Origin of the sequence: Nostoc sp. FACHB-110, assembly GCF_014697425.1 — a bacterium.
GTDB lineage: Bacteria > Cyanobacteriota > Cyanobacteriia > Cyanobacteriales > Nostocaceae > Nostoc_B.
Genome location: NZ_JACJRU010000020.1, coordinates 88,083 through 109,873, shown reverse-complemented (window position 1 = coordinate 109,873; position 21,791 = coordinate 88,083). Strand labels below are relative to the sequence as shown.

At 38.9% G+C, this 21,791-nt stretch carries 15 protein-coding genes and 2 pseudogenes; 5 read left to right on the top strand and 12 right to left on the bottom strand.

The window, feature by feature from the left end; genetic code table 11:
• Window positions 1-41 precede the first annotated feature (41 nt).
• The gene (locus H6G69_RS18945; RefSeq protein WP_199336118.1) at window positions 42-1,181 is read right to left on the bottom strand and encodes an ISH3 family transposase; all 1,140 of its coding nucleotides are present in this window, start codon (window positions 1,179-1,181) and stop codon (window positions 42-44) included.
• Between the two features lie 249 nt (window positions 1,182-1,430).
• On the opposite strand from H6G69_RS18945, the pseudogene H6G69_RS18940 reads away from it, so the two are divergent.
• Window positions 1,431-2,375 (top strand): annotated as a pseudogene (locus H6G69_RS18940) (IS4 family transposase); the annotation flags it as partial.
• Here H6G69_RS18940 and H6G69_RS18935 read toward each other — a convergent pair.
• A pseudogene (locus tag H6G69_RS18935) lies at window positions 2,370-3,403 on the bottom strand (IS630 family transposase); the annotation flags it as partial. The pseudogenes H6G69_RS18940 and H6G69_RS18935 sit on opposite strands and share 6 nt — an antisense overlap.
• Window positions 3,404-4,074: 671 nt before the next feature.
• On the opposite strand from H6G69_RS18935, the gene H6G69_RS18930 reads away from it, so the two are divergent.
• Window positions 4,075-4,239 (top strand): hypothetical protein, encoded by a 165-nt coding sequence (locus H6G69_RS18930; protein WP_190690651.1) that lies wholly within the window; start codon window positions 4,075-4,077, stop codon window positions 4,237-4,239.
• A 79-nt stretch (window positions 4,240-4,318) separates the two neighbouring features.
• Window positions 4,319-5,059, top strand: a complete 741-nt coding sequence (locus H6G69_RS18925; RefSeq protein WP_190690649.1) for an antirestriction protein ArdA — start codon at window positions 4,319-4,321, stop codon at window positions 5,057-5,059.
• A gap of 59 nt (window positions 5,060-5,118) precedes the next feature.
• On the opposite strand, the gene H6G69_RS18920 is transcribed toward H6G69_RS18925, so the two are convergent.
• The 4 genes from H6G69_RS18920 to H6G69_RS18905 are packed head-to-tail and all read right to left on the bottom strand — an operon-like array spanning window position 5,119 to window position 7,880.
• On the bottom strand, window positions 5,119-5,505 hold the full coding sequence (locus H6G69_RS18920; RefSeq protein ID WP_313951439.1) for a hypothetical protein: 387 nt from the start codon (window positions 5,503-5,505) through the stop codon (window positions 5,119-5,121).
• Between the two features lie 23 nt (window positions 5,506-5,528).
• Window positions 5,529-6,305: a hypothetical protein gene (locus H6G69_RS18915; protein ID WP_190690641.1), complete on the bottom strand. Its 777-nt coding sequence runs from the start codon at window positions 6,303-6,305 to the stop codon at window positions 5,529-5,531.
• Window positions 6,306-6,322: 17 nt separating this feature from the next.
• Window positions 6,323-6,772: a hypothetical protein gene (locus H6G69_RS18910; RefSeq protein WP_242072109.1), complete on the bottom strand. Its 450-nt coding sequence runs from the start codon at window positions 6,770-6,772 to the stop codon at window positions 6,323-6,325.
• Window positions 6,765-7,880, bottom strand: a complete 1,116-nt coding sequence (locus H6G69_RS18905; RefSeq protein WP_190690639.1) for a ParM/StbA family protein — start codon at window positions 7,878-7,880, stop codon at window positions 6,765-6,767. The genes H6G69_RS18910 and H6G69_RS18905 overlap by 8 nt, the downstream gene beginning before the upstream one ends.
• A 384-nt stretch (window positions 7,881-8,264) precedes the next feature.
• Here H6G69_RS18905 and mobF point away from each other — a divergent pair, with 384 nt between their 5' ends.
• Together mobF and H6G69_RS18895 are read left to right on the top strand one after the other, a co-directional pair.
• Window positions 8,265-13,439: a MobF family relaxase gene (gene mobF, locus H6G69_RS18900; RefSeq protein WP_190690637.1), complete on the top strand. Its 5,175-nt coding sequence runs from the start codon at window positions 8,265-8,267 to the stop codon at window positions 13,437-13,439.
• Between the two features lie 262 nt (window positions 13,440-13,701).
• Entirely contained in the window at window positions 13,702-14,076 is a 375-nt protein-coding gene (locus H6G69_RS18895; protein ID WP_190690629.1) for a hypothetical protein, read from the top strand.
• Between the two features lie 70 nt (window positions 14,077-14,146).
• Here the strand turns inward: H6G69_RS18895 and H6G69_RS18890 are convergent, their stop codons facing one another.
• The 6 genes from H6G69_RS18890 to H6G69_RS18865 all read right to left on the bottom strand — a co-directional run bounded on the left by H6G69_RS18890 (window position 14,147) and on the right by H6G69_RS18865 (window position 21,788).
• A complete protein-coding gene (locus H6G69_RS18890; protein ID WP_190690627.1) occupies window positions 14,147-15,517 on the bottom strand; it encodes a hypothetical protein in 1,371 nt (456 codons plus the stop codon).
• Window positions 15,510-15,911, bottom strand: a complete 402-nt coding sequence (locus H6G69_RS18885; protein ID WP_190690625.1) for a hypothetical protein — start codon at window positions 15,909-15,911, stop codon at window positions 15,510-15,512. Before H6G69_RS18885 ends, H6G69_RS18890 begins: the two co-directional genes overlap by 8 nt.
• Window positions 15,912-15,922: 11 nt before the next feature.
• Window positions 15,923-17,689 (bottom strand): type IV secretory system conjugative DNA transfer family protein, encoded by a 1,767-nt coding sequence (locus H6G69_RS18880; RefSeq protein ID WP_190690623.1) that lies wholly within the window; start codon window positions 17,687-17,689, stop codon window positions 15,923-15,925.
• A 98-nt stretch (window positions 17,690-17,787) separates the two neighbouring features.
• Window positions 17,788-19,044, bottom strand: a complete 1,257-nt coding sequence (locus H6G69_RS18875; protein ID WP_190690622.1) for a hypothetical protein — start codon at window positions 19,042-19,044, stop codon at window positions 17,788-17,790.
• Window positions 19,045-19,182: 138 nt separating this feature from the next.
• On the bottom strand, window positions 19,183-20,253 hold the full coding sequence (locus H6G69_RS18870; protein ID WP_190690620.1) for a hypothetical protein: 1,071 nt from the start codon (window positions 20,251-20,253) through the stop codon (window positions 19,183-19,185).
• A complete protein-coding gene (locus H6G69_RS18865) occupies window positions 20,250-21,788 on the bottom strand; it encodes a TrbI/VirB10 family protein (RefSeq protein WP_190690618.1) in 1,539 nt (512 codons plus the stop codon). The genes H6G69_RS18870 and H6G69_RS18865 overlap by 4 nt, the downstream gene beginning before the upstream one ends.
• Between the last annotated feature and the right edge of the window lie 3 nt (window positions 21,789-21,791).

Genomic DNA, 21,791 nt, shown 5'->3' with positions numbered 1-21,791 from the left:
GATAAGATTAATTTATAAATAAACCCCAAAATCAACCAAAATCAGCCAGATGGCAAGTAGACTTCACAGGCGACTCCATAATTGCGGTCTACTGCTTGACGTAAAAACTCAAGCATTTGTTTAAGGGTAAATAGATGGGAGAAAACTTGTCTTGAACTTTTTTTAAAACGGCTGAGATAATGCCAGACTAGATAAATCCAAACATTAATAATTAAAAAAGCTAAAGCTACAAATAGAAATCTAATTGTTGGATTTTTGATAGTTGTTTTAATCCGACATTGATTTTTCATCCGATAGCTACTTTCAATTCCAAAACGGAGACGATAGTCGTCATGTATTGAATGTAATGACAACTTAACTTTATAAACAGCATAAATAAAAAATTCTCGCCCGTGCGCTCGTCTTTTACCGTTTTTATATGTACAAACTATCCAAACTGGGAAAGTACATGAGCCATATTTATCACTGTTTAAAGTGTAAGTTGTTTTATAACTGCACCGACCTCTAATTAATTGTCTAGTACCTCCATTTTTACCTCGAATAATTACTGGCATTTCAAAGGGAATCTCCAAAGCTTGCAAGCATCTGATGACTGGCACACAGAAAAATTCCCGGTCTAAATACAATCTTTCGATTTGAAGATTCAAAGGCTCAATCAGTGCTAAAAGATAAGTGATAATTGCTGCCTTCGTATTTTGTTGTTGAACAGCTTTGATAGCTAAAGTTACTCGTTTATTCTTCTTAATTACATAGACAGTAGCGTAGGCATAAAAAGAACAAGTTCCACTTTTAGCTTGACTTCTATAAATATATGGTGCTTCGGTTGGTGAGGGTTCACCATAATATGGAATTAAGTTAAAATCGATAGCGATTTTTTGTTTACCTTGTCGGATTCCATCTGGTAAGCGGCTTTGAATTGCTGCATTTAACTCTGATTCTACAGATTTAATGTCTGAATATTTATCTAAATGGTAACGAATATCGTTGCTGGTAGGAACATTCTTTAAGACTTTGGTTGTGTTTTCGATACTATCCCTTTGGGTGGCTGCTCGAATTAAAATCTCAAAGATATTTTTTTGTTCACACTTTCCTTGAGTTTGAATTGGAATATGTTCTGTTAAACAGTTAACTACTTCGTTTAAGGTTTTACTATCAGTTAGAACTGGCTCCGTTGCATTCATAGCCAAACTAAATAATCCTCAATTTTGCTTCTTTACCTCCATACTTTACAAAAATTGCATACTACATATCCAGAACTATCTTTTGGTGGGCGCGTTACCCTTAGCTTTTTCGGTGATTAATTAGTTTTACTTATTTATAGTTGCTGAAGGAGTTTTCTAAAAAATGTATTTCAGAATACGGTTTTTTTGACAATAGTCGGTTTTATAGGTATCGCTCTGTGCGCGATCGCAAAACTTTTAGGTCTACTGAAAGTATTTAAAGATTTGTTGCCACATTTACAAGCTTCTTGGTCAAGAAGAAATCAACGTAAAATCCCAGAAAGTATTCAATTTACTTTGACGAAATTTGAAAAGATTTGGATAGTAGACTGTTCAATCTTAGAAGCATTATTTCAAAAACTTGAGAGCTTAAAAGACGCACCCCAAGGTAAGTTAGCCGGAAAAATTGGCACAGTCATAGATTTAAAAAATCTGCTACCTGTGGAAATATGGTTTTGTGATAATCCTAGAACTGCTGATACAAAGTTTGAAGCAGATATTTTAAATTTAGTTACTCCCAATACTCTGCTTTTATTAGATAGAGGATTTTACCATTTTAATTTCTGGCTACAACTAATTGCTAAGAATGTGAACTTTATAACCCGATTAAAAAAGGGAGCAGCCATTCATGTAGAGCAAGTATTTACAGATAGCTTTTCTTTGCGTGACCGTCTGATACGTCTTGGTTATGGCACAAACAAGACTCCCTTTATTACTCTACGTCTAGTTGAGATTCGTTCAGGTAAGACATGGCATTCTTATTTAACGAGTGTACTTGACCCTACAGTTATACCACCCTATGTTGTGGCTGATTTATACCGCCGCAGATGGCGAATTGAAGATGCTTTTAATACTGTAAAGCGACTCTTGGGTTTAAGTTATTTATGGACTGGTTCTGTTAATGGCGTTCAATTACAAATTTGGGGTACTTGGTTATTTTATGCTGTATTGGTTGATTTAGGTGATGCTGTCGCTGACGAACTCTCTCTACCTTTTGACTCCATTTCTTTAGAGATGATTTATCGTGGACTTTATCATTTCTATGTAGCCCATCAAAAAGGCAAGGCAACTGACCCTATTAAATATTTTGCATCTCCTGAAAATCAAGACTTAGGTATTGTTAAACGGCAACGAAAACCAAATATAGGACTAATATTTGATTTTTGAAAAAGCTCCGTACATCTGAAGAGTGGGAAAATCAAAGGTAGTGTGACGGATAAACCATTCAAACATCCATTTTAAATGAGAAAATGAAGGGAGCAAAGCACAAAAACGTCGAACCCAGGTTTTGGCTTGCAACCAAACATCCTCAATGGGGTTTTGTGTTGGACAATTAGGAGCAAAACGAACGCAGTGAATTTTCCAGTGGTCAGTTGAAAGTCCTTGGTTCACTTCATCCAAAAAATTCTTAATTTCTTGAGAACGATGGTAACTAGCGCCATCCCAAAAAATTAATAATTGCTGATTAGGAGACTCATCTAGCAAATAACGTAGATAATCAATCGTATTTTGGGAATTTCCAGCATCATAAGTTTTAAGTATTAATTCTCCTTGAAGATAGTCAATGGCTCCATAATATGTTTGTTTCTCTCGTTCATTGACCACTGGAACCATAATTTCTTGGTCTGTTTTCCCCCATATATAACCACTTAAGTCTCCCCACATTAAATGACATTCATCAATCAGTAGCACTCTTAATTTACCTGTTTCAATTTCGCTCCTGTTGTTTTCCAACAATGTTTCAATCTCTTTTTTTTTGCATCAACAGCGTCTGGGTCGGCTTTTGGGTTGACTTTCGTGTTTTTTTTCCAACTTATTCCTGCTGCTTTAAACAAATCGTAGTAACTTTTTTTCGTTTCGTAAACTACATCGTATTCAAAAGCTAGTTTATACTCTAATTCTCCTATTGACCAATAATCCTTTGTTTGAAGCCACCTCAATACTTCCTCTCGCTGCTCATTACTCAAATAGCTTTTTCTTCCTTTATAATTTAGTCTTAGACCATCAACACCATTCTCCTCGTATACTTGTTTCCAACCTGTTATTGAACCAAGTGAAACACCAAGAATTTTCTGGATTTCCTCATATAAGTAACCTTGATAAACCAGCTTTACTGCTAATCCTTTTCTCGCTTCACGGGCATTTATATTTTCAACTATAAATTCCTCTAGTTCAGCGATCGCCTGCTGCAAGTGCTGATTCAGCATTGTTCTTCCTTATACTTATTACCTGTCTCCGTATTATCTCTTAGTTTTTTTCAAAAATCAAATATGATTCCTATATGAAGCTCATTGTTGCACCCTTCCCTGATAAACAACGAGGCACACCTGAATTTTTCTTTCAACCTCCTTCTAAAATCCCCTTGACAACTGCCTTACAACCTTAACTTGTGACCAATGCTAGTTAGCCTATTATTTAGGCTCATAGATTTATGTAGCATTCCACTAATGGGCTTAAAAGTGGAATCCCGACTTATCATGTTCAATCGCTGCGATCGCCAATCAAATAATTCGTATTTAAATATTTTACATACGTAATTTTTATCTGCCTGTACTCGGACTGATAAAGCAGTTAATTCCAATCTTATTTTTTAACAGGTTTTAACATATAACAGGTTAATTCACTTCTATAATGCGATCGCTTGCTATAGATTCTAGAGCAGCCATCTTTCTATCAATTCCGGGCTTGATTTTGTACTTTGTCAGCAAACATTGTCTTTTTTCTATGCCGGCTGTTACAAAAATTCCTAAGTTTTAATGAACAGGTTATTGATTTCAGATAACCTGTTATTTTATAATATTAACAGGTTAAGAAAAGCGGGTTTTCACCCGCCTACTATTAAAAGGATGTTCGTATGTTAGCTCAAATCAACTCTATAACCCAAACACAATTCAAATCTCTCGACTATTGCGACGGCGAATTTGACGCTGCTATCGGTTTACCTCCTCAATCTTACTGTGGCGACTACTGGCGCGGTTATTTAAACAAAACTCTCGAAACTGGTGTCACTCCTTTCTAATTCTGACTGGGGAGCTGCTTGCTCCCCCTACTACACATTTGAATTTTTTCCCTCTCGCTTCAATCAAGGATGTCTCAAAATGCAGTTAACACATTTTGTAGTATTTAGTTCAGAACTAGACGCACAATTAGTAAGCGAACAACTTTACAACTGCGAAGTTGAAGGGTGTTTTCTAAAATTTCCTAATCGAGAAAAACTAGCAGTTGATTTAGCAATTAGCCTCGCTAACGTTTTAGTTGTTGGCGCACAATGCCGATTACCTTTTCCAAGACACGAGCGTGAATGTAGAGATGATGACGCTCCACAAATTTATGTAGCTTGTTTGTCTGCCTATAATGCTGGGATGCTCCACGGAATGTGGATCGACTGTACACAAGATGTAGAGGCTATTAGAGAAGATATTGAGTGGATATTGTCTTGGTCGCCTTGTCGTGATGATGAAGCTTGTGAAGAATACGCAATTCATGATTATCAAAATTGGTACGGTATTTACATCAGCGAGTATGATGACCTAGAAAAATTAGCTGAACTTGCTCAAGCATTATCAGAGCATGGTGCAGCCTACGCCGCTTATTATCAATACGATAGCAGTGAGGCTAATGTTGAAGATTTCTATGAACGTTATTACGGTGAGTATGAGAGTGAAGAAGACTTTGTTTATGAACAACTCGAACAACAAGGAGTCATTCAAAAAATGGAAGAAATGGGACTTCTTAGTATATATATCGACTTGAAAGCAATAGCCCGTGATTGGTTTGTTGATTCCTACTATTCAGTACAAGAAAGCTACAACAAAGTCTACATATTCAGCCGCTTTTAATCCATAACAATAAAACCAGAGGGAAAACCTCTGGTTTTATTTATTTTTAACCAATGATTCTATTTAGTTTTTTGGGGTTTCTGTAGTTTTTGTAGTTGAGGTTTAGGAGTTGGCAAAACTACCGTGTTCTTATTTAGTCTCAACAAGTAGCAGTAGCTTTTAGTATTAGGGCAAGCGATCGCAGAAGGTGAATTAATGCCCACTGCATAAGCAATAAACGAAACAGTCACAAACGAGCCTAAATAAACTAACCAGCCTGACCAACCAGAGCCAACCCAACGTGCAAAGTGAATCAAATTAACTCTAAATTGCTGGGATCGCTGGCTGCGAAGTTCGGATCGTTTTTGTTCTGCTTCAATCCATTGCTGTGATTCATTAAGCTTGTTTAGGGCGATTTGAGTAGCTTTCAGCCTGGCCTTTTCCTCAATAAATTTATGGGCTTTCACCTCAATAGTATGTTTTTCTTCAGCTATTCGGATGCTGACCCATTGCCCGATATCGGTGGCAAGCTCATCAAAGGCTGCGGCTGCGGGAATATTGGGGAAGTCTGCTTTTTTCCCATGATTTTGTCTTTAAAGGCAGTTCGTAGCTGTTGCCACTCACCTTGGAATTCGGGCGATCGCATTTCTTCCAGTAGGGATTGTAAATACAGTTTAGGCAGTCCAGCCATATCACCTTTAGCTTTCTGCCTGACAACTTCTCTAATTAATTCCCGTTCCTCTTCACCTAATAAAGCTGTAGCTTGCCCTAGTTGATCTAGAAGTTCATCTGTATCAACATCTGCTTGTGATGTTGAGCCATTGGCGGCTAATCCAAAATGTTGTGCAACCTGTTCAAAAGATTTATGCTGATTTTTGATTAAATCACCAGCCTCAAGAAAGCGATCGCACTCAGCTTGTGAATATTCATCTTTTTCCTCTAGGCCACAGGCTTGTAAAACTTGCATTGCTTCCATAAGAGTCAGCTTAAAACCTTTATTACGAGCTTTACTTAATAACTCGGTAATATCTAACGGTTTAGCCTTCCTTCTTTTTTTACCTTCTGTAGCATCATGTTCTGATGTAGCAAACACCTGGGAGTGCTGTTGTTTTACTAGTTCAACTGCTTGCTCAAAGTCAACGGCGGCAATCTCTTCATCGCTATATTCTGCCTTATCTATAGGTAAAGAAGAAATTTCTAAAGCTGCTTTTACATCCTCTGAGGATAGGGAATACATATTTTGCAATGCTTCTAGTGTGTATGGCATCTTATCTATTACCTCCATTAACTAAATAACTGTTCAAAGGTGCTGTCGTCTTCGTGATGTAGGTTATCCAAAGGCTGAGAATTATCGTCTGAGGCTTCTGAAACAGTTGATAACGGCAAGCTAACATCAGTCAGCTTTTGCGGTTTAGCCACAGATAAAACTGCTTTTGTAGTGGCGGCTGATTGTAGTACAGCGTCATCTTCTAGTTCTAAACCAAAACTTTCAGCTAAGTAACTAATATGCAATTTCAAGCGATAAATAGCATTCTTAGCAGATTGTTTTAACTCGTCATCGGAATAACCTGCCTCTTTCATGGCAAATGTTAACCAGTAAGCATTTAGAGCAGTAAATACCTTGTCACGCTCACTAAATAGAGGGTCTTTTGCTTTGAGAAAATTGATTAGGGCATTATTCAATTCTTGAGATTCCAAAGCAATACGGCATCGATACTCAATCTGTTTAGCCATTAGCAGTACCTACTTGCACTTTAGTTTTCAAAGTGCTGCCGCACAGGTAGAAAAACAACCCGTAAACATCAGTTAATCGGTAGTGTAATGACTTGGCCGCAACCTGAGAGAAATTATCGGTAATTTGTGTCTCCAAATGATCACACCAATTAACTTTTGTTGTAGAAAATAGGTTATTCAACTGGGAGCGAAAATAATGAGCAGTACCACCGCCAATAATTACTTCATCGATATCACGAGGTACTTGCAACTTTAACCAATTGGATAACATCATCCAATATTCTTTCCTACCATTAGTTATTGCATTTTTAATTGTGGTTATTTCATGCTCCTTGTAAGCTACATCTACCATTGCTAACTCTTCTAAAGCTTTAGTATTAATATTCCGCCCGGCCTTACAAATTGCCGCAGTTAGCTGATGAGGATTTAAACCAGATGTTTGGGACATTACCGACTCAATCATTTTAGAAAATCCTAAAGGTTCTGTTTTACCTTTACTCATTTCGCCACGTTCAATCACTAGGATAGAAGTGTCTCTATACCCCAACATAATTACAGCAATTGTTTGGTCTTTAATGCTAGAACCTGGGGCGCGGCCTCTTGTAAGAATACCTCCGCCTTCAGGAAGGCAGACAAAAGTATCTAATTGAAATGATTTCGGTTGCCCTTTGAACTTATAGTCAGCTAACGCTTTAGTAATCAAATCTTGAAATAAAGCTCTATCTTGGTACTCTCCCCAAGGCAAGACTATACCTAATTGAATAGATGAGTTGTTGGGTAAATCGTGTTTATTCGAGATTGCGCCAACCATAGCCAAAACTTTAGGTAAGGCTAATTCAAATTTGCGGCGTTGCAGTTGTAAATCTGCATTGAATCGCTTCCGAGCTAAGAACCCTACAGCTTGAAAGCTGTTTTGATATTCAATCCATGCACTATTCTCTGGTGAAGAATTACCGATTCTACTTTGCTCATAAGTTTCTAAACTTTCCAGAGGGACTGTAGCGACTTCCGGCTCCATCAAAATTAATTCTGGTTTGAAGCTTTCCAAGGTGTAAAAACATTTGAGAAATGAACCACCTGGATCTACTGCAAGTTTTAGTAGACTCATAAAATTTGATAACTCACTTGACTACTCAGTACACCAAAAATTGGTAGCAAAACGTATCAGTGTGTGATGTTAGTTTTATGGTAAAACTATGGTAGTTTTATGGCAATATCATGTCAATTTTATGGTAAATCTATGGCACTTTTATGGTAACTCTAACTTTCTTAAAATTTAGCTATGGCAAATTTATGGTAATCCTATGGTATTTCTATGGCAGTTTTATGTAACTTTTATGGTAAATCTATGGCATTTTTAAAAATCGTTTTCTCGCACATTACGCCTAAAAATTTATGCAAGAAATCCGACTTAGTTTTAGAATTTAAATGAGCAAAAAATTTTTTATAAAAAATTGAATTATCAAATACTACAAAAGTAACATTTACCCCAATGCTGACGGGCAAGAATACTAAACCACAGCAAGCAGTAAATTACTTTATGGACAGACATAGCCATGAAGTTAAAAACTCTCGCTGGTTTGGTAAGGGTGCTGAGAAGCTTGGGCTAACAGGAGCGATTAACGATAAAGAAGTTTTTACCAATATAGTGAATGGGCGATCGCCTGATGGTAGTCAAGCTCTCTACGCTAAAACATCGAAATCCTGTGAGCGACGTGCGGCCACTGATTTTACTTTCTCCGCACCAAAAAGCGTAAGTCTACAAGCCTTGGTGGGTGGAGATGAAAGGTTAATTCATGCTCACTCCTTAGCAGTCCAGAAAACTCTCTTATTAATTGAGTCACGCTACAGCTATACCAGAATAACCACAAATACAGGGCGAGAACTTACCAAAACAGGTAATTTAGTCATCGCTGAATTTGACCATATCGAAAGCAGAGAGCTAGACCCCCATTTACATACTCATACGCTGCTCATGAATATGACTCAGCTTAATGATGAAGATGGTAAATGGCACAGCCTCTCAAACAATGAGATTTTCAAAAATAAGAAATTTCTCGGTATGGTCTACCAGCATCACTTAGCCACTGAAGTTCAGAGACTAGGTTATCAAGTAGAACACAAAAAACACGGGCAGTTTGAGCTTAAAGGCTTGGGTGAAGAAGACTTACAGGAATTTTCTAAACGTAGGCAGCAGATACTACAGGTAGTAGGAGAGAATTCAACCTGGGCAGAGCGAGAGGGGGCTTGGTCAATCACTCGTGCAGCCAAGCAGAAGATTGCCCCAGATGAACTAAAAGCTAAATGGCGCGAGGAAGCCGAAGCATTTGGCATTCAATTTATAAAGTGGCAAGCTCCACAGCCTGACTTTGAGCCAAGGTCGATCACACAGAAGCATTTAGAAGCAGCGATCGCTCATTGCTCAGAAAGAAACGTATCCTTTACCCAGGAGGATTTAGAGAAATTCATCCTTGAGCAAGGTTTGGCCACTGATGTCAGCCAGATTGAACCACTAATTCAGGCTAATGCCGAATTACTCACCTTGTCTGAGCAAAGACGCGACTTTACCACACTTTCGGCAGTCAACAGAGAAATAGCAACTATTAAGCTAATGCAGTCTGGGCAAGGGAAATTTAACCCTCTTGTACACCCAGAAGTAGCCGAAAGCTATTTAGAATCAACTGCTTTAAACCGGGATCAGCGTCGAGCCGTCTTAGACACAGTAACTACAACTGACCAATTTACGGCGTGGCAGGGTGTTGCCGGGGCTGGCAAGACATTCGCACTCAAGGAACTCAAAGCGATCGCTACCACCTGCGGCTACACAATCAAAGGCTTTGCACCTAGTTCAATGGCTGCTAAGGTTTTAGGGGAAGAATTAGATATTCAAGCTGAAACTGTTGCTAGATTACTAGTCTCTGAGCCGTCACCAGAAATTGAACCGAATCTTATTTGGGTAGTGGATGAGGCAGGTTTGCTCAGTGCCAAAGATGCTCTCGCCCTTCTAGAACGTGCAAAATTAGAACAAGCCATAGTTTTGTTGGTGGGTGATACAAAGCAATTGTCAGCTGTAGAAGCTGGTAATCCCTTCAAATCACTGCAACAGGCAGGAATCAAAACTAGCTATTTAAACGAATCTAATAGGCAACGTGCGCCAAAACTGAAACTGGCTGTAGATTTGATTGCTTCTGGCTCTATTGAAGAGGGATTTAAGCGATTAGATGAGAATGGCTACATTGAAACTGTCACGCCAGAATCGAAAATTGAAGCGATCGCAAATGAATACATCACAGCCACACCTGAACAAAGAGCGAAAACCTTAGTATTAGCTGGGACAAATAGAGAGCGTTTAGCAATTACCCAAGCTATTCGAGAACATCTATTAGCTGAGGGCAGTTTGGGAACGACGGCTAAAATCACCCAACTGCAAGCCAAAGATTTAACTCAAGTACAAAAACGCTATACCCATAACTTTGAACAAGGTGATATGGTCATGCCCACCCGCAATTACAAACGCCGGGGGCTGTCCAAGGGCAAGCTATATCAGGTTGTAGGTAAAGATAATGACAGCCTCACGCTCAAAGATAGTGATGGTAAGCATTTTCAAGTCGATACAAAATTTGATAAGGCAGTTTTTCAATCTGTCGAAATTGAGGTTGCCGAGGGCGATCGCCTACGCTGGACAAAAAACGACCGACAGCTAGGACGGCGCAACGGTCAGGAGTTCGTAGTCAAAGCTATTACAGGCAATCAAGCTCAAATACAGTATTTAGATCATGGTCAGACTGAATTTATTGATTTAAAACAGGCACAGCATTTAGATTATGCACTTGTCAGCACAACCTATAGTAGCCAAGGGAAAACGGCTGATAGAGTTCTGATTGCAGCAGATCACACTGTTGGGCAAGAAAGCTTTTATGTTGCTGTCAGCCGTGCTAGGTATGAATTAAAACTCTATACCGAGGATAAAGAAGATTTATTCTCCCTAGCTCAATCGAGCAAAGCCAAAGAAAATGCACTGTTTTTACTACGTCAGCAACAATTAGAGAAGCAACAAGCACAACAGTTTCAGAAGGAAGCTGTAACAGAGAAAGCGTCACAACAAACAACAGCCACTTCATCACCAATCAAAATATCAGTAGAGCAGCCAGTTAAAACTGAGCCTCAACCTAATTTCATTCCACCAATTCTCAGAAAATCGCCGCTTAAAACACTACCACAGATAGCATTTTGGACTCCTGACCGTTCTAATGAACCGCCAGAAACACTTGACCCTAAACATTGGCGGGAACTAGTAGAGGGTAGTGCTATTCATCCGGCGATCGCTGCTTTAAATTTCAAGTCTCTGCATCAAGGGTTTGAATGGGAGCATGAGGCTTGGGAGCATTTAATGTACAGTCAGCAACTACCACGCACTAACACAGGTAGACTTTCTACAGGCTTTCTCAACAAATATGCTCACATCGAAGATGGCGGCTGGTGGTGCGATGCTGGCGTTAACCCTAAATCTTTCGCCAATTTACAACCAGGGCATCAACCCGATAGAACACTGTGGGGATGCTATAAACCTCATAATCCTAGAGAAAAGCTTGATAAACCGGGAAAATTCATTAAATATGAACATCCACCTAAAACTGACTTAAGTATTTTCCTCTTAGATGTGCCTGATGATTTAGCAGACCGCATCTATAAAAAATATGGAGTTGAGCCAAGCCAAAGCGATCGTACTAGTGGCTTCTGGTACTGTGTTTGGAAACATAACCTCCCAGTTACGATTACTGAAGGGGCTAAGAAAGCTGCCAGCTTATTAAGTCAAGGTCATCCCGCTATCGGTTTGCCTGGAATTTATGCTGGTTATCGCAGTAAGGATGATCAAGGTGAAAAAGTCAAAGCTAGGCTCATGGATGAATTAGCTGTTTTCGCTACTCCAGAACGTGAAATTACTTTCTGCTTTGATTATGAAAACCGACCAGAAACCAAACTCAATATAGAAATCGCTATTTCCCGCACTGGGCGGCTGCTGGAAAAACAAGCCGCCTGTGTCAGTGTAGTAACTCTGCCAGGGCCAGATAAAGGGGTTGATGATTTGATAGTCTCCCTTGGGCCACTCGCTTATGAACTCCTCAACTATGAGGCCATAAGTTTGCGAGATTGGCAGCAGCGCAATCAACAGCAGCGAAAACCACCTTATCAACCACCTCGCAAACTTACCCTGCAAGAACGTCGGCAAAGGTTAGCCGCTTCTTCTGATTCTGAGTCATTACAAAACCATATTCAGGAGCAAAATCATGACCTCAAACAATCCCAGCACTCAGCCACCATCCGAAATCTCATTATTAACTCAGAAGATGGATCAACTATTGAGCCACCAAGCGCAACTGAACACCAAAATCGAACAGTTAGAATCTCTCAACCAGGAATTGAAGCAGGAGATTCACAGCGTCAAACACGAACAAGCCCAAAATTTGAGCGCGTTCTTGGAGCAATTAGCCGACACCTTGAACTCGAAGAAGTCGAGCAACTTGAAGGACACTTTAGAGAACTTAACCGAAGCCTTACATCAAATGAGTTTCGAGGTCAAAGAACAGCGCACCACCCAGATGACACTCAACAACTCTATACAGCAAGTTTTAACAACCCAAAAACTTATGTCAGCCTTAAAGCAAGTGGACTCGCTATAAATGCTATTTCTGAATTTTTAGACAACGCCGCTATTGAATCTGCTATCGATATTGGACGGCTGCAAACGCTCATTCGTGATTTGCAGCCCCCAAAACCAATAGTACAAATCTCTCAAGCCACTCAAGACAAAGCTCTAACCGCAATTACCCAATACCTTGATTTAGCAGCAGTTGAATCACATCGACTAGTTCAAAAATTTGAAGAAGTTATTGAGCAACTCAAACAGTTGCCTATGCCAACTCCTCTTAAGAAAACTGCGCTCGCTCCACCATCCACACCTCATGCTTTAAAGGCGATCGCTGATTTTGTAGAACAAGAAACACTCTCATCAGCCCTAGCCAAAGCTTTACCATCTGTCATCGAGGCAGTTAAGCAAGAGCAAATGCAAACAATCAAGACTATTTCTGAAGATTCTCAATCAACAGAATTTGAGGCATTTAAACAATCTATCGATTCACTTACTAACCAAGAGCTACTGTATTTAGAGCAAGCTGTTAGAGAATATTTCTCACAACCTGCGGCTCAAAAACCTCTCTTCATTGACAGACCAGCCATTGAGCATCAAATTAATCAGTTACAGCAACAAATTGCTAGTTTATGGGTAGAACACGCTCAACAAGAAAAAGTTATTAAATTGTTAGAGCTTTTACCACTCCACCAATTAACCAATAAATATAATTTAGCGGTTAACCAACAATTACAAACTATTAACACTATCCAAGACTTATTTACTCAAAAACAGCAACTTGAACTCTCTCTAAAACAATGGGAAACCCAGACTCAAAATTATCAAGCCTGGGAGAGAGAACAACAAACTATTAACATGAAGATTATTTTGGATGTTCTAAAATTCCCTCCATTACAAGAGCGATTATCTATTATTAAAAATGAATTGTTGCGACAAGAACAGCACAAACAATCTCAAGCAGCCATTCAATATCACAACAATCAACAACCAAGGCAATCTAGGGGATTAAGGCTATAAAATACTCTTTCATTTCCCTAAAAAAAGACTATTTCCAGTAGGATTTAATTTCAATAATATATTATCATAATATTCGGTTAGCATAAATACAATAAAGCTTGTTACTCCAATTCCAATTGTTCTTGTCCAGCCTATATTATTAGGGAATGTAAACAATTTGATTAACCCCATAATAAAAACTAGCAGTAGAAATCCACCAATTAGTTTTCCAATAGGGATAAAAATAGGTCGCAGCCACAGCATTAAATAAAAGGTGAAGTATATGAGAGCTTTTTTGATTGTAAAGCGTTTCTTCATAACAAACCTCCTTTATATCTTGTGTACTATTTTCACAGCTTTAGCTGTTATTTATTTAGAAAATACAGTCTCGCACAAATATGGTCTGTTTTTACCTACTCAACTAGTTTTAAGCTGTTTATTTCCATCAGTTAAGACATTGGCAAAAATCATTAATGCCACATTAACTATAAATGTTTTTGTTTATTTTGTGATAACTACTATTAAAATAGCTGAAGAAATGGGTACTACAGCAGAACCAGAGCTTGTCTCTCAACCAATTCTTATTTTTTTCAGCGTGTTAGTTAGTGTAATTGTTCAAAATCTTATCTTAGAAATATTTTTCGCTTATTGCAGTTAGCTGAAAGATTATAGTATTGAATAAATTGTTACAAAGGTATTTCTCTGAAGAAATACCTTTCAATTTCTACTTATCTTCTAATGCCTTGTCGTTGTGACTGAGATTGAGTTGGTTTATATTTTAAATAGTCAGAGACTATTTCTTCTACTTCTTCTAAAGATTCAACATCTTTGTCTGTAGCTTGATTAGTCAGACTATTATCTACCATTACTGCCCGACCATCTTTAGCGGTGACAGTAATACTATCCCCTTGTTGATAAAAATTGTAATTTTTACTTTCATAACTTCGGGAACCGTCAGAGTTTTGATTTCCAAACAGACGTAGCATAGAATCTATGCTTTTAGAAAAAGCTTTACCTTTAACTTCCATCACACTGTTAGTCACTTTTTCTAGATTCTCTTTAACAGTGTTATTAGCTAATGAGTGTAGATCACCAACGGCTTTAGTTACTTGCTTGTGAACTGTATTTATTTCCTCAGAAATTTTACTTTGAATAGCACCTGTAGCAGCTTGATGACGCTCTATTCCATGCTGAACTTCATTACTAGCTAATTGTTTAACTTCCGCAATCCCATCTTTTACTACACCTACCTGTGATTCCAACTCACTTTTAATAGATGCTAATTGTGATTTCATCTCTGCCTTAACAGATTGCATTTGTTGATTAATCTGCTCTTGTAAAGTGGTAATTTGAGTTTCTAATTGAGTTTTGACTTTATCAACTTTAGGTGTCAGCGCAGTTTTTACTTGTTCATAAAGATTTTTAGCAGTATTCTTAGCCTTACTCTCAATTGAGTTAAGCCACTTACTTAAACTTTCATTTTTGACAGTAGGAAGATTTTTTTTATTTATTGCCTCCAGTCCTTTCTGTAACTGCTCAATAGTTTTTTGTTGTGTATCAAATGCTTGCTTGAGATTAGCTAAATCTGTTGATAGCTTTTGAGTAGATTCAACACTTGAGTTCTCTTGCTTAACAAATCTATCAATCACAGATTGCTGCTCTTGAACTTTCTGTTGTAATGCCTCTACTTGTTTTTGGAGATTTTCAATAGACAAAGATTGTTGTACTGGCTTGGCTACTTGAGTTCGATTTTGCTTAATTTCATTAGCTAAACCCAACTTATCAGTTAAAATTTCTCCATTTTTGGCATGAAAGGCTATATTTTTACCAATCATAATTCTAACTGAGCCTTTCAAATTTTTAACATCATTGATAGCTGTATTTAATTTTTCTACTATCCCAGGAGACATTAAATTAACAGCTACTTCTCCATTAGGATTACCTTTATATTTAAGCTCCTTCCCAACCAAAATTGATATATCTCTTTTAGAATCTAAACTATGAAATTGACCTTTTTCTAAAATCTTTTGCAAGATGTCATCCAGAATTTGTAAATAGTCTTGTTGTACTTGTTTACCTTCAGATTTAATTTCATCCATGATAATTTACTCCTAAAGCTGAATTAGTTAAAGTAGGTAGATCAACAATCACTTCAGGTAGGACAACACCACCAAGTCTATTAAGAATTTCTTGACCTTCAATTTGGATATAAGCCCACTGGTGATCAATTTGTACCGCTATTGATTTAGCGTTAGTTTCTGAAGCTATTAGGGTGTAATCCTCTAATTTTCCGTTTCTAATAAAAACATGAGGACTTTCAGCATCTTCATAGTAAATTTCTACAAGTTCTGGTACATAATTTTCAGGAAATGGTGGTTCATCCCAAAACTCAGCCGCATTCAGGATGTCAATACGATAATTGTTAGCTAATAATGCAATATCAAGGGGTAATTTGCTGAGTAATTGCAATTCATAATCAGAAAACTCACTCATCGTTTTTCCTCCTAAACATTTTTCATTCTGTTATTGGCTGCTACATAATCCTCAACCATCGGTAGTAATCTTTCAGCTTCCAAACGCCGTTGATTTAACTCTTCCCCTGATGGTTCGATGAGAGTAGATTGTTCAATAAATCCTTGCTGAACTTCATACCACTTTTCAATACTTTTAGCTATGGAGTTGGTTGATAAAATATTCTCAGGTATTTGTTCTAACAAGGGTAATCCTACATCTTTACCAGAACGGAAACCCGGATTAACAATTACTGCTCTCCCAGGCGGTAAAGAATTAAATTGACTAATTTCAAACAAATCTCTCGTAGTAGTTTGCTCGGAAATTGAGGTACTTGCACCGCCCTTACCACCAAAGCTCCGAGAGCGTTCTTTATGTTTAATTTCTTCTTTACCTAAGAAATTACTAAAACGTTCTGCTGCCACATCGTCCTGTGGATTAAAAATTATTTTGGTGGCGCAACCACCAAATATTGCATTAGTAGTTTCTTTAGAATAAGCTTTCTCAAGTTGCGATAAATTTTGCAATCCTAATATAGAAATCAAGCCATCTTCACGGTTTTGGTTGAGCCAATCTACTAAGGCTGGTAAATATAAAGTTGGTAATTCATCTAATGCTAAAACTAACGGCTCTTTCCGCTTACCCGCTAAATTACGAGTACATAACAAGTGCAGGATAGACACTAATAACGGAGAAATTACGTCTCGTTTCTCCTTATCCATGCCAAACACCACCATCTTTCGCCCTTTCAAATCTAAGGGTATGTTTGTTTGTCCACAGAAAGCACTAAGCGTTGATGGAGTCATGAAACGAGTGAATAAACCGCTTGCTGTACCTACAATTGAAGCGGCTGTTTCTGGTGAACCCGCTACAGATAGAAACTGCTCAAAAGCTACTCTGACCCAAGGGTTTAAAGTGGCTTGTTGAATACGCTCAATCAGTCTGGGTAGGCTAAGAATTGCATGACACATCATCACATCTGGGTAGTTTGTACCCTTCGCCAGCATGAATATTGCTTGTGCAAGCTGGTCGCCTGCATTAGTGAAAAATCCACTTTCCGAAGAGTCCCCCGATGAGAGTTTAAAGTTTTTATTCAAGACGATCGCCAACTGGCGCGACATCTCTGCATCAGTTTCATTCTTGAGAAAATCAAGTGGATTAGCTACACACGACTCTCGAAAACCAGGGGCCAAAATCGACACCTCATATCCACGCATTGCGGCGTACCCTGCTATTTGCGGTGCTTGACCTTTGGCGGCTTCTTCTTCTGATTCTTGGTGAGCGTACTTAAAATCATAAAGAATGATTGGTATCCCTTGATCGATGGCAGACCAGAGCAAAGGATTAATCATCGATTTTGTCTTCCCACCTCCGGGGCCGCCAAGGACTAAAATTCCGCGTTGGGCTTCCGGCAGATACAACAGTGAACTATCTTCAGGAAGGTTAGTAATACGCTTATTACCTACTTCTTCAAAAGTCGCTCCTTTTGGAGTGCCGACGTAAAGAGCGACTCGGTTATGTTTGCGTTGTTGAATTAGCTTCAGGGCTAATTTCCGGGCTGCGGTTCTTTCTCTGGCTCCTGCCCACCTTGCTCGTGCTAATTTGCTTGATCTACCTCTGCCTTCTAAAGATTTAGCTACTACCAAAGCACTTATAGACACCAGTAATGCTAAACCCATTGGGGAATAGAAAGTAGAGACAAAGTTGCTTGGCAGAATTTGACTACTAATATCTTGCTGGGTCTGGGTTGTTGCACTCATACAATTTCACGAAAATCTGATACAGATATAAACCATGTAAGCTTTGCTAATCCTCGTTTTTTAATTGCGAATTGCGAATTGCGAATTGCGAATTGGGATTATTTTGTCCCCACAACCACTAACTCATTTTCCTTCACAGGTATCCAAGGTACTGGCCCAATAAAGTATGGAGTACAAGTCTTGCCTGAAAATGGAATATTGGCGCAAATCCTGAAAAACAAGCCGAAATCTGCCGTACCCTCTGATTCGTTCACTCCTGTCAGTACCACCTTAAAACCAGATCCATAAACAAGTCTGCCAGTTGGCTCTTTGCCCCCATTCACTCGCCCTAATATCCCAAATCCTCCCTTCACCATTTGCGAAGAACCAGAAACCCAACGTTTACCATACAGTTCTCCTTGCTGCCCGACTAAATCACCCAGTTCCATATAGGCACACTCTTGACGAGTTTCACAAGCTACGGGAACAGTTACGCTGCTGCGGTTAATACTGCCAGATATGAAGTAGTCTCTTGCAACTTTTGTATCTCCTTGTTCAGATGCCCCTAATACTAAAGATGCAATTCCAATGACATTAAAATCTGCATCAAGCGGTTGAGGCATTTTATCAAACGGGATTTTATTTAACCCTGGTACTTGATTTATAAAACTCTGTTGCCAGAGAGGGAATCGTGCTAATTGTGTTTTACTTAGCCCTGGTATTGAATCCATTGGATAACGGCTCAAATCCAGTTTACCTAATGGTGTATTAGCTGCTTGGGGATTAGCCTCTATGATTCGGGCTAAATTACCACTTACAGCAATTTTTAACGGCTTTTTCTTTTTGATTTTTAAATTTGGATTCTCGGCAATTGTTAAATTAATTATTTTTTGGTCAGCAATTTGACTCAATAAATCGTAAATCGGCCTGACTTGGCTAATATCAAGATTTCCTAATGATGGAATTGCTTTAACTAAAGTGTTCGGGGTTTGCCATTGTAGCAATCCTAAATCGTTCAGCGTCAGTTTATCAAAATCAATTGATACTACCAAAGATATCCTTTCTAAACTCAAAGAACTCATCTTGAATGCATCTTCTACATCCCCTAACATGACTATCGAATCTATTTTTTGTCCCGCCGACCAAGAGCGCGTTGGATTATAACCAATTTTACTTATTAACTCTGGTGCAATATTTAAATATCCCGGCTGCCCAACTGGTGCTAAATTATCCCAGGTTATCTTTGACCAATCCGGGATTTTTACTTCATATTTATCTAACGTGCGAGTTTCGGTTGGTGTTTGCGCTTGGGTTTGTATTGGCATAGTAGCCATTAATATTGTTGGAACTATTAATAAAAGGTTTTTCCAATTCATATCATTTCACTAAACGTATGATACAGATGTAAATTCCTAAAGCTTTGCCATATCTATGTTTTTTAATTTCGTTAGCACAGCGTTAGCGACGCAGGAGCGTCCGCCGCGAATTGCGAATTGCGAATTGCGAATTGGTATTTATCTTCCTCTATTTATTAAGTTTTCTAATAATTTGGCTGGCACACCAGATAGAGAAATCGCTTCTTTTTGGCTTTTACCTCTGCGTAGTAATCGAATCGCATCTTGCAGTTTTCGCCAAGTGCTTGAATAAGGTTTAATTTCTTTATTAGAGACAGCTTGTGTTAGTCCATAAGCTAAAGCATTAGCATCATTTCTAGGGATTGAATTACCCCTAGTTACTAGCTTAGGTAAGACTGGGTTAGTCGTTGAATTATTTGCAGTATTTGTAGAACTAGGAGTCTGCCAAGAGAACTTTACATGGTGGCAGGCAGGGGGGGATGGGGAAGCTGGGGGGCTGGGAAGGGAAGAGTTTTCTCCCCCTGCTCCCCCTGCTCGACCTACACGGCAATTTTGGGTTGGTGAACTACTAGGAGGTATATTGTTACTTCTCGTTTCTGTTCTTTCTTGGGTAACTGGCTTGGCTGTTATTTCAGGTTTTTTAACTGTTACAGGTCTTTTTGGCGGTTGAACAGGTGGATTTGTTGTTACTAACTGAGGTGTTTTTCTACTTGTATTTAATATTGGTTGCCGCAGAATCGGTGACGGTTTTTCCGATTCAGGACGAATCATTAAACTTGTATAAGATGGTTTCCCACTGGCTGGAGTTAGCTGAAATTGATAATGTTTATCTCCCTCGGCACTAGCCGTAATAATTGTAATTATTGTACTCCCATCTTGTGAGGAGGTTAACGAAGGAAAATTAATTGGTTTTATCTGTCTTATAAATAATACTGTAGCTCCTCCTATCCCACAGCTTTCATCATTAGATGATGTACTTCTTTGACATAAATTCCCATTGGAAGTTAATGCAAATCTTGATGGATCTCCTAACCAAACTTGCTTGATTTTTTCTCCTGTAGCTATGAAGTTAATTGTTAACCCGTATCCTTTCCAAACCTTTAAATCTATTCCTCTACTACTGCTTGCTTGTGCATCCTGTGAATATACATTTCTCGCTGCTGGTAATGCTACAGATATGCCCGCATTACCAACTAGCGTAGTTGCCAGTAGAACAGCTATGATTTTCATATTGAAATTGATTGATTCACGAAAATTTGTACTTGCTTTCCCGCTTCAATCACGAAAACTTGTTGTTGCTGCTCCAGTCCTCTTAATTGCTGCTCGTTGGCATTCTTCATTCTCTCTAAAACTTCATTAAGACTACCTTGAGCAAAACCAGCTACTAAGTTTTTATCTGGATTATCTATCGTCGTTGTTGTCGTACCTAATGAGCTAATTGTTGACTGTGTGTTAGCTCGATTTTGAATCTCTGCTGCTTTCGATAATCCCGATAATAAAGATGCCATAAGTGAAGAACCTAGATTATTTCCTCCTTGACGAGATTTAGCTTTTAATAAATTGCCATCTTTCCCTAATATCAAAATAGAATTTGCTGGCAATTGTTTTTCTAAAGTTCTTCCACTGCTATTGATTAGTGCCGATGTTGCTTTCATTTGCACCACTTCTGAATTAGTCGTGCTGATAGTTGCTACAACATAACTCCCTTTCGGCAACACTTCTCCTCCATCAAATCCTTTCAGGGGCTGAGTTAATTTAATTAAGCTATTTTGTTGTGCCTGATTACTACTTCCTACCCATGCGAGTGGTGTTTCTATCACCCCGGCGGCACGAGTTCCAACTAATACCTGTTTACCTCCATAATTAGCAGGTATTGAACTAGATGTATTTTGATTCTGATTTGGATAGGAAGCATTGACTGGTTTTACTCCTGTACCGCCTTCTACCTGAGCATTCTTTATATCTGGCGGATCATAGTTGGTTTCATCATTATTAGAAGAATAAATCCCTACGTTTCCTGCTGCTAACCATTCCTGCATCGGGTCTTTTGGGGTAGACCTAGCTACTAATGGTCGAGGATTGTTGAGTTTCACTTGTGGTTGAGGAGTAGCGGCAGGGGCGGCTGTAAATTGCCTTCTGGGTGGCGCACTATTTACAGTCTGATCGCTTCTAGTTGCTCTTGCCACAATCGGCCGTGGCGGTGGTGCTTGGTAAACTTGCGGCTGTCTTGGTGCTACTGGCTGCGCTCTCACTGTGACCGCCGCCCTAGTTGTCGGTGTCATTGTTACTGATGGCGTTGGTGATGGCTTTGCTGGTACAGCATTATCTTTTTTCACGAGTGCCTGTAGTTCCCCTTTCTGAGATGTAATAGCGATCGCTGTTTTTAAGTCTCCTTCTTCATCCTTTTCATTGCTGGCTTTACTGGTCTGAGTTTTCGCACTCCTAGTGTCGGGTTGATTACTAGGGGAATTTAAAGCATCTGTCAGTGAGCTAATCATTGTCCCAAACACAATCACTATTATTAATACTCCTCCAGATATTGTTAGCCCTTTCAAAACAGGATGCGAAGCTACAGGGCGAGTCGTCACAATTTCTTCTGGTTCGTTTGGCTGTCCATTGTCTGTTGGTTGAGATAATGTTTTTGAATCAGTTTCTTGCCCTTTAACTTCTGCTCCATTCATCCGTGCAAATTCTTGGCTACGGCCATTACCGTTGGTAGCCTTCATCGCTGGATTTTGCTCTTGCTCTACAACTTGGTTTGGCATAAA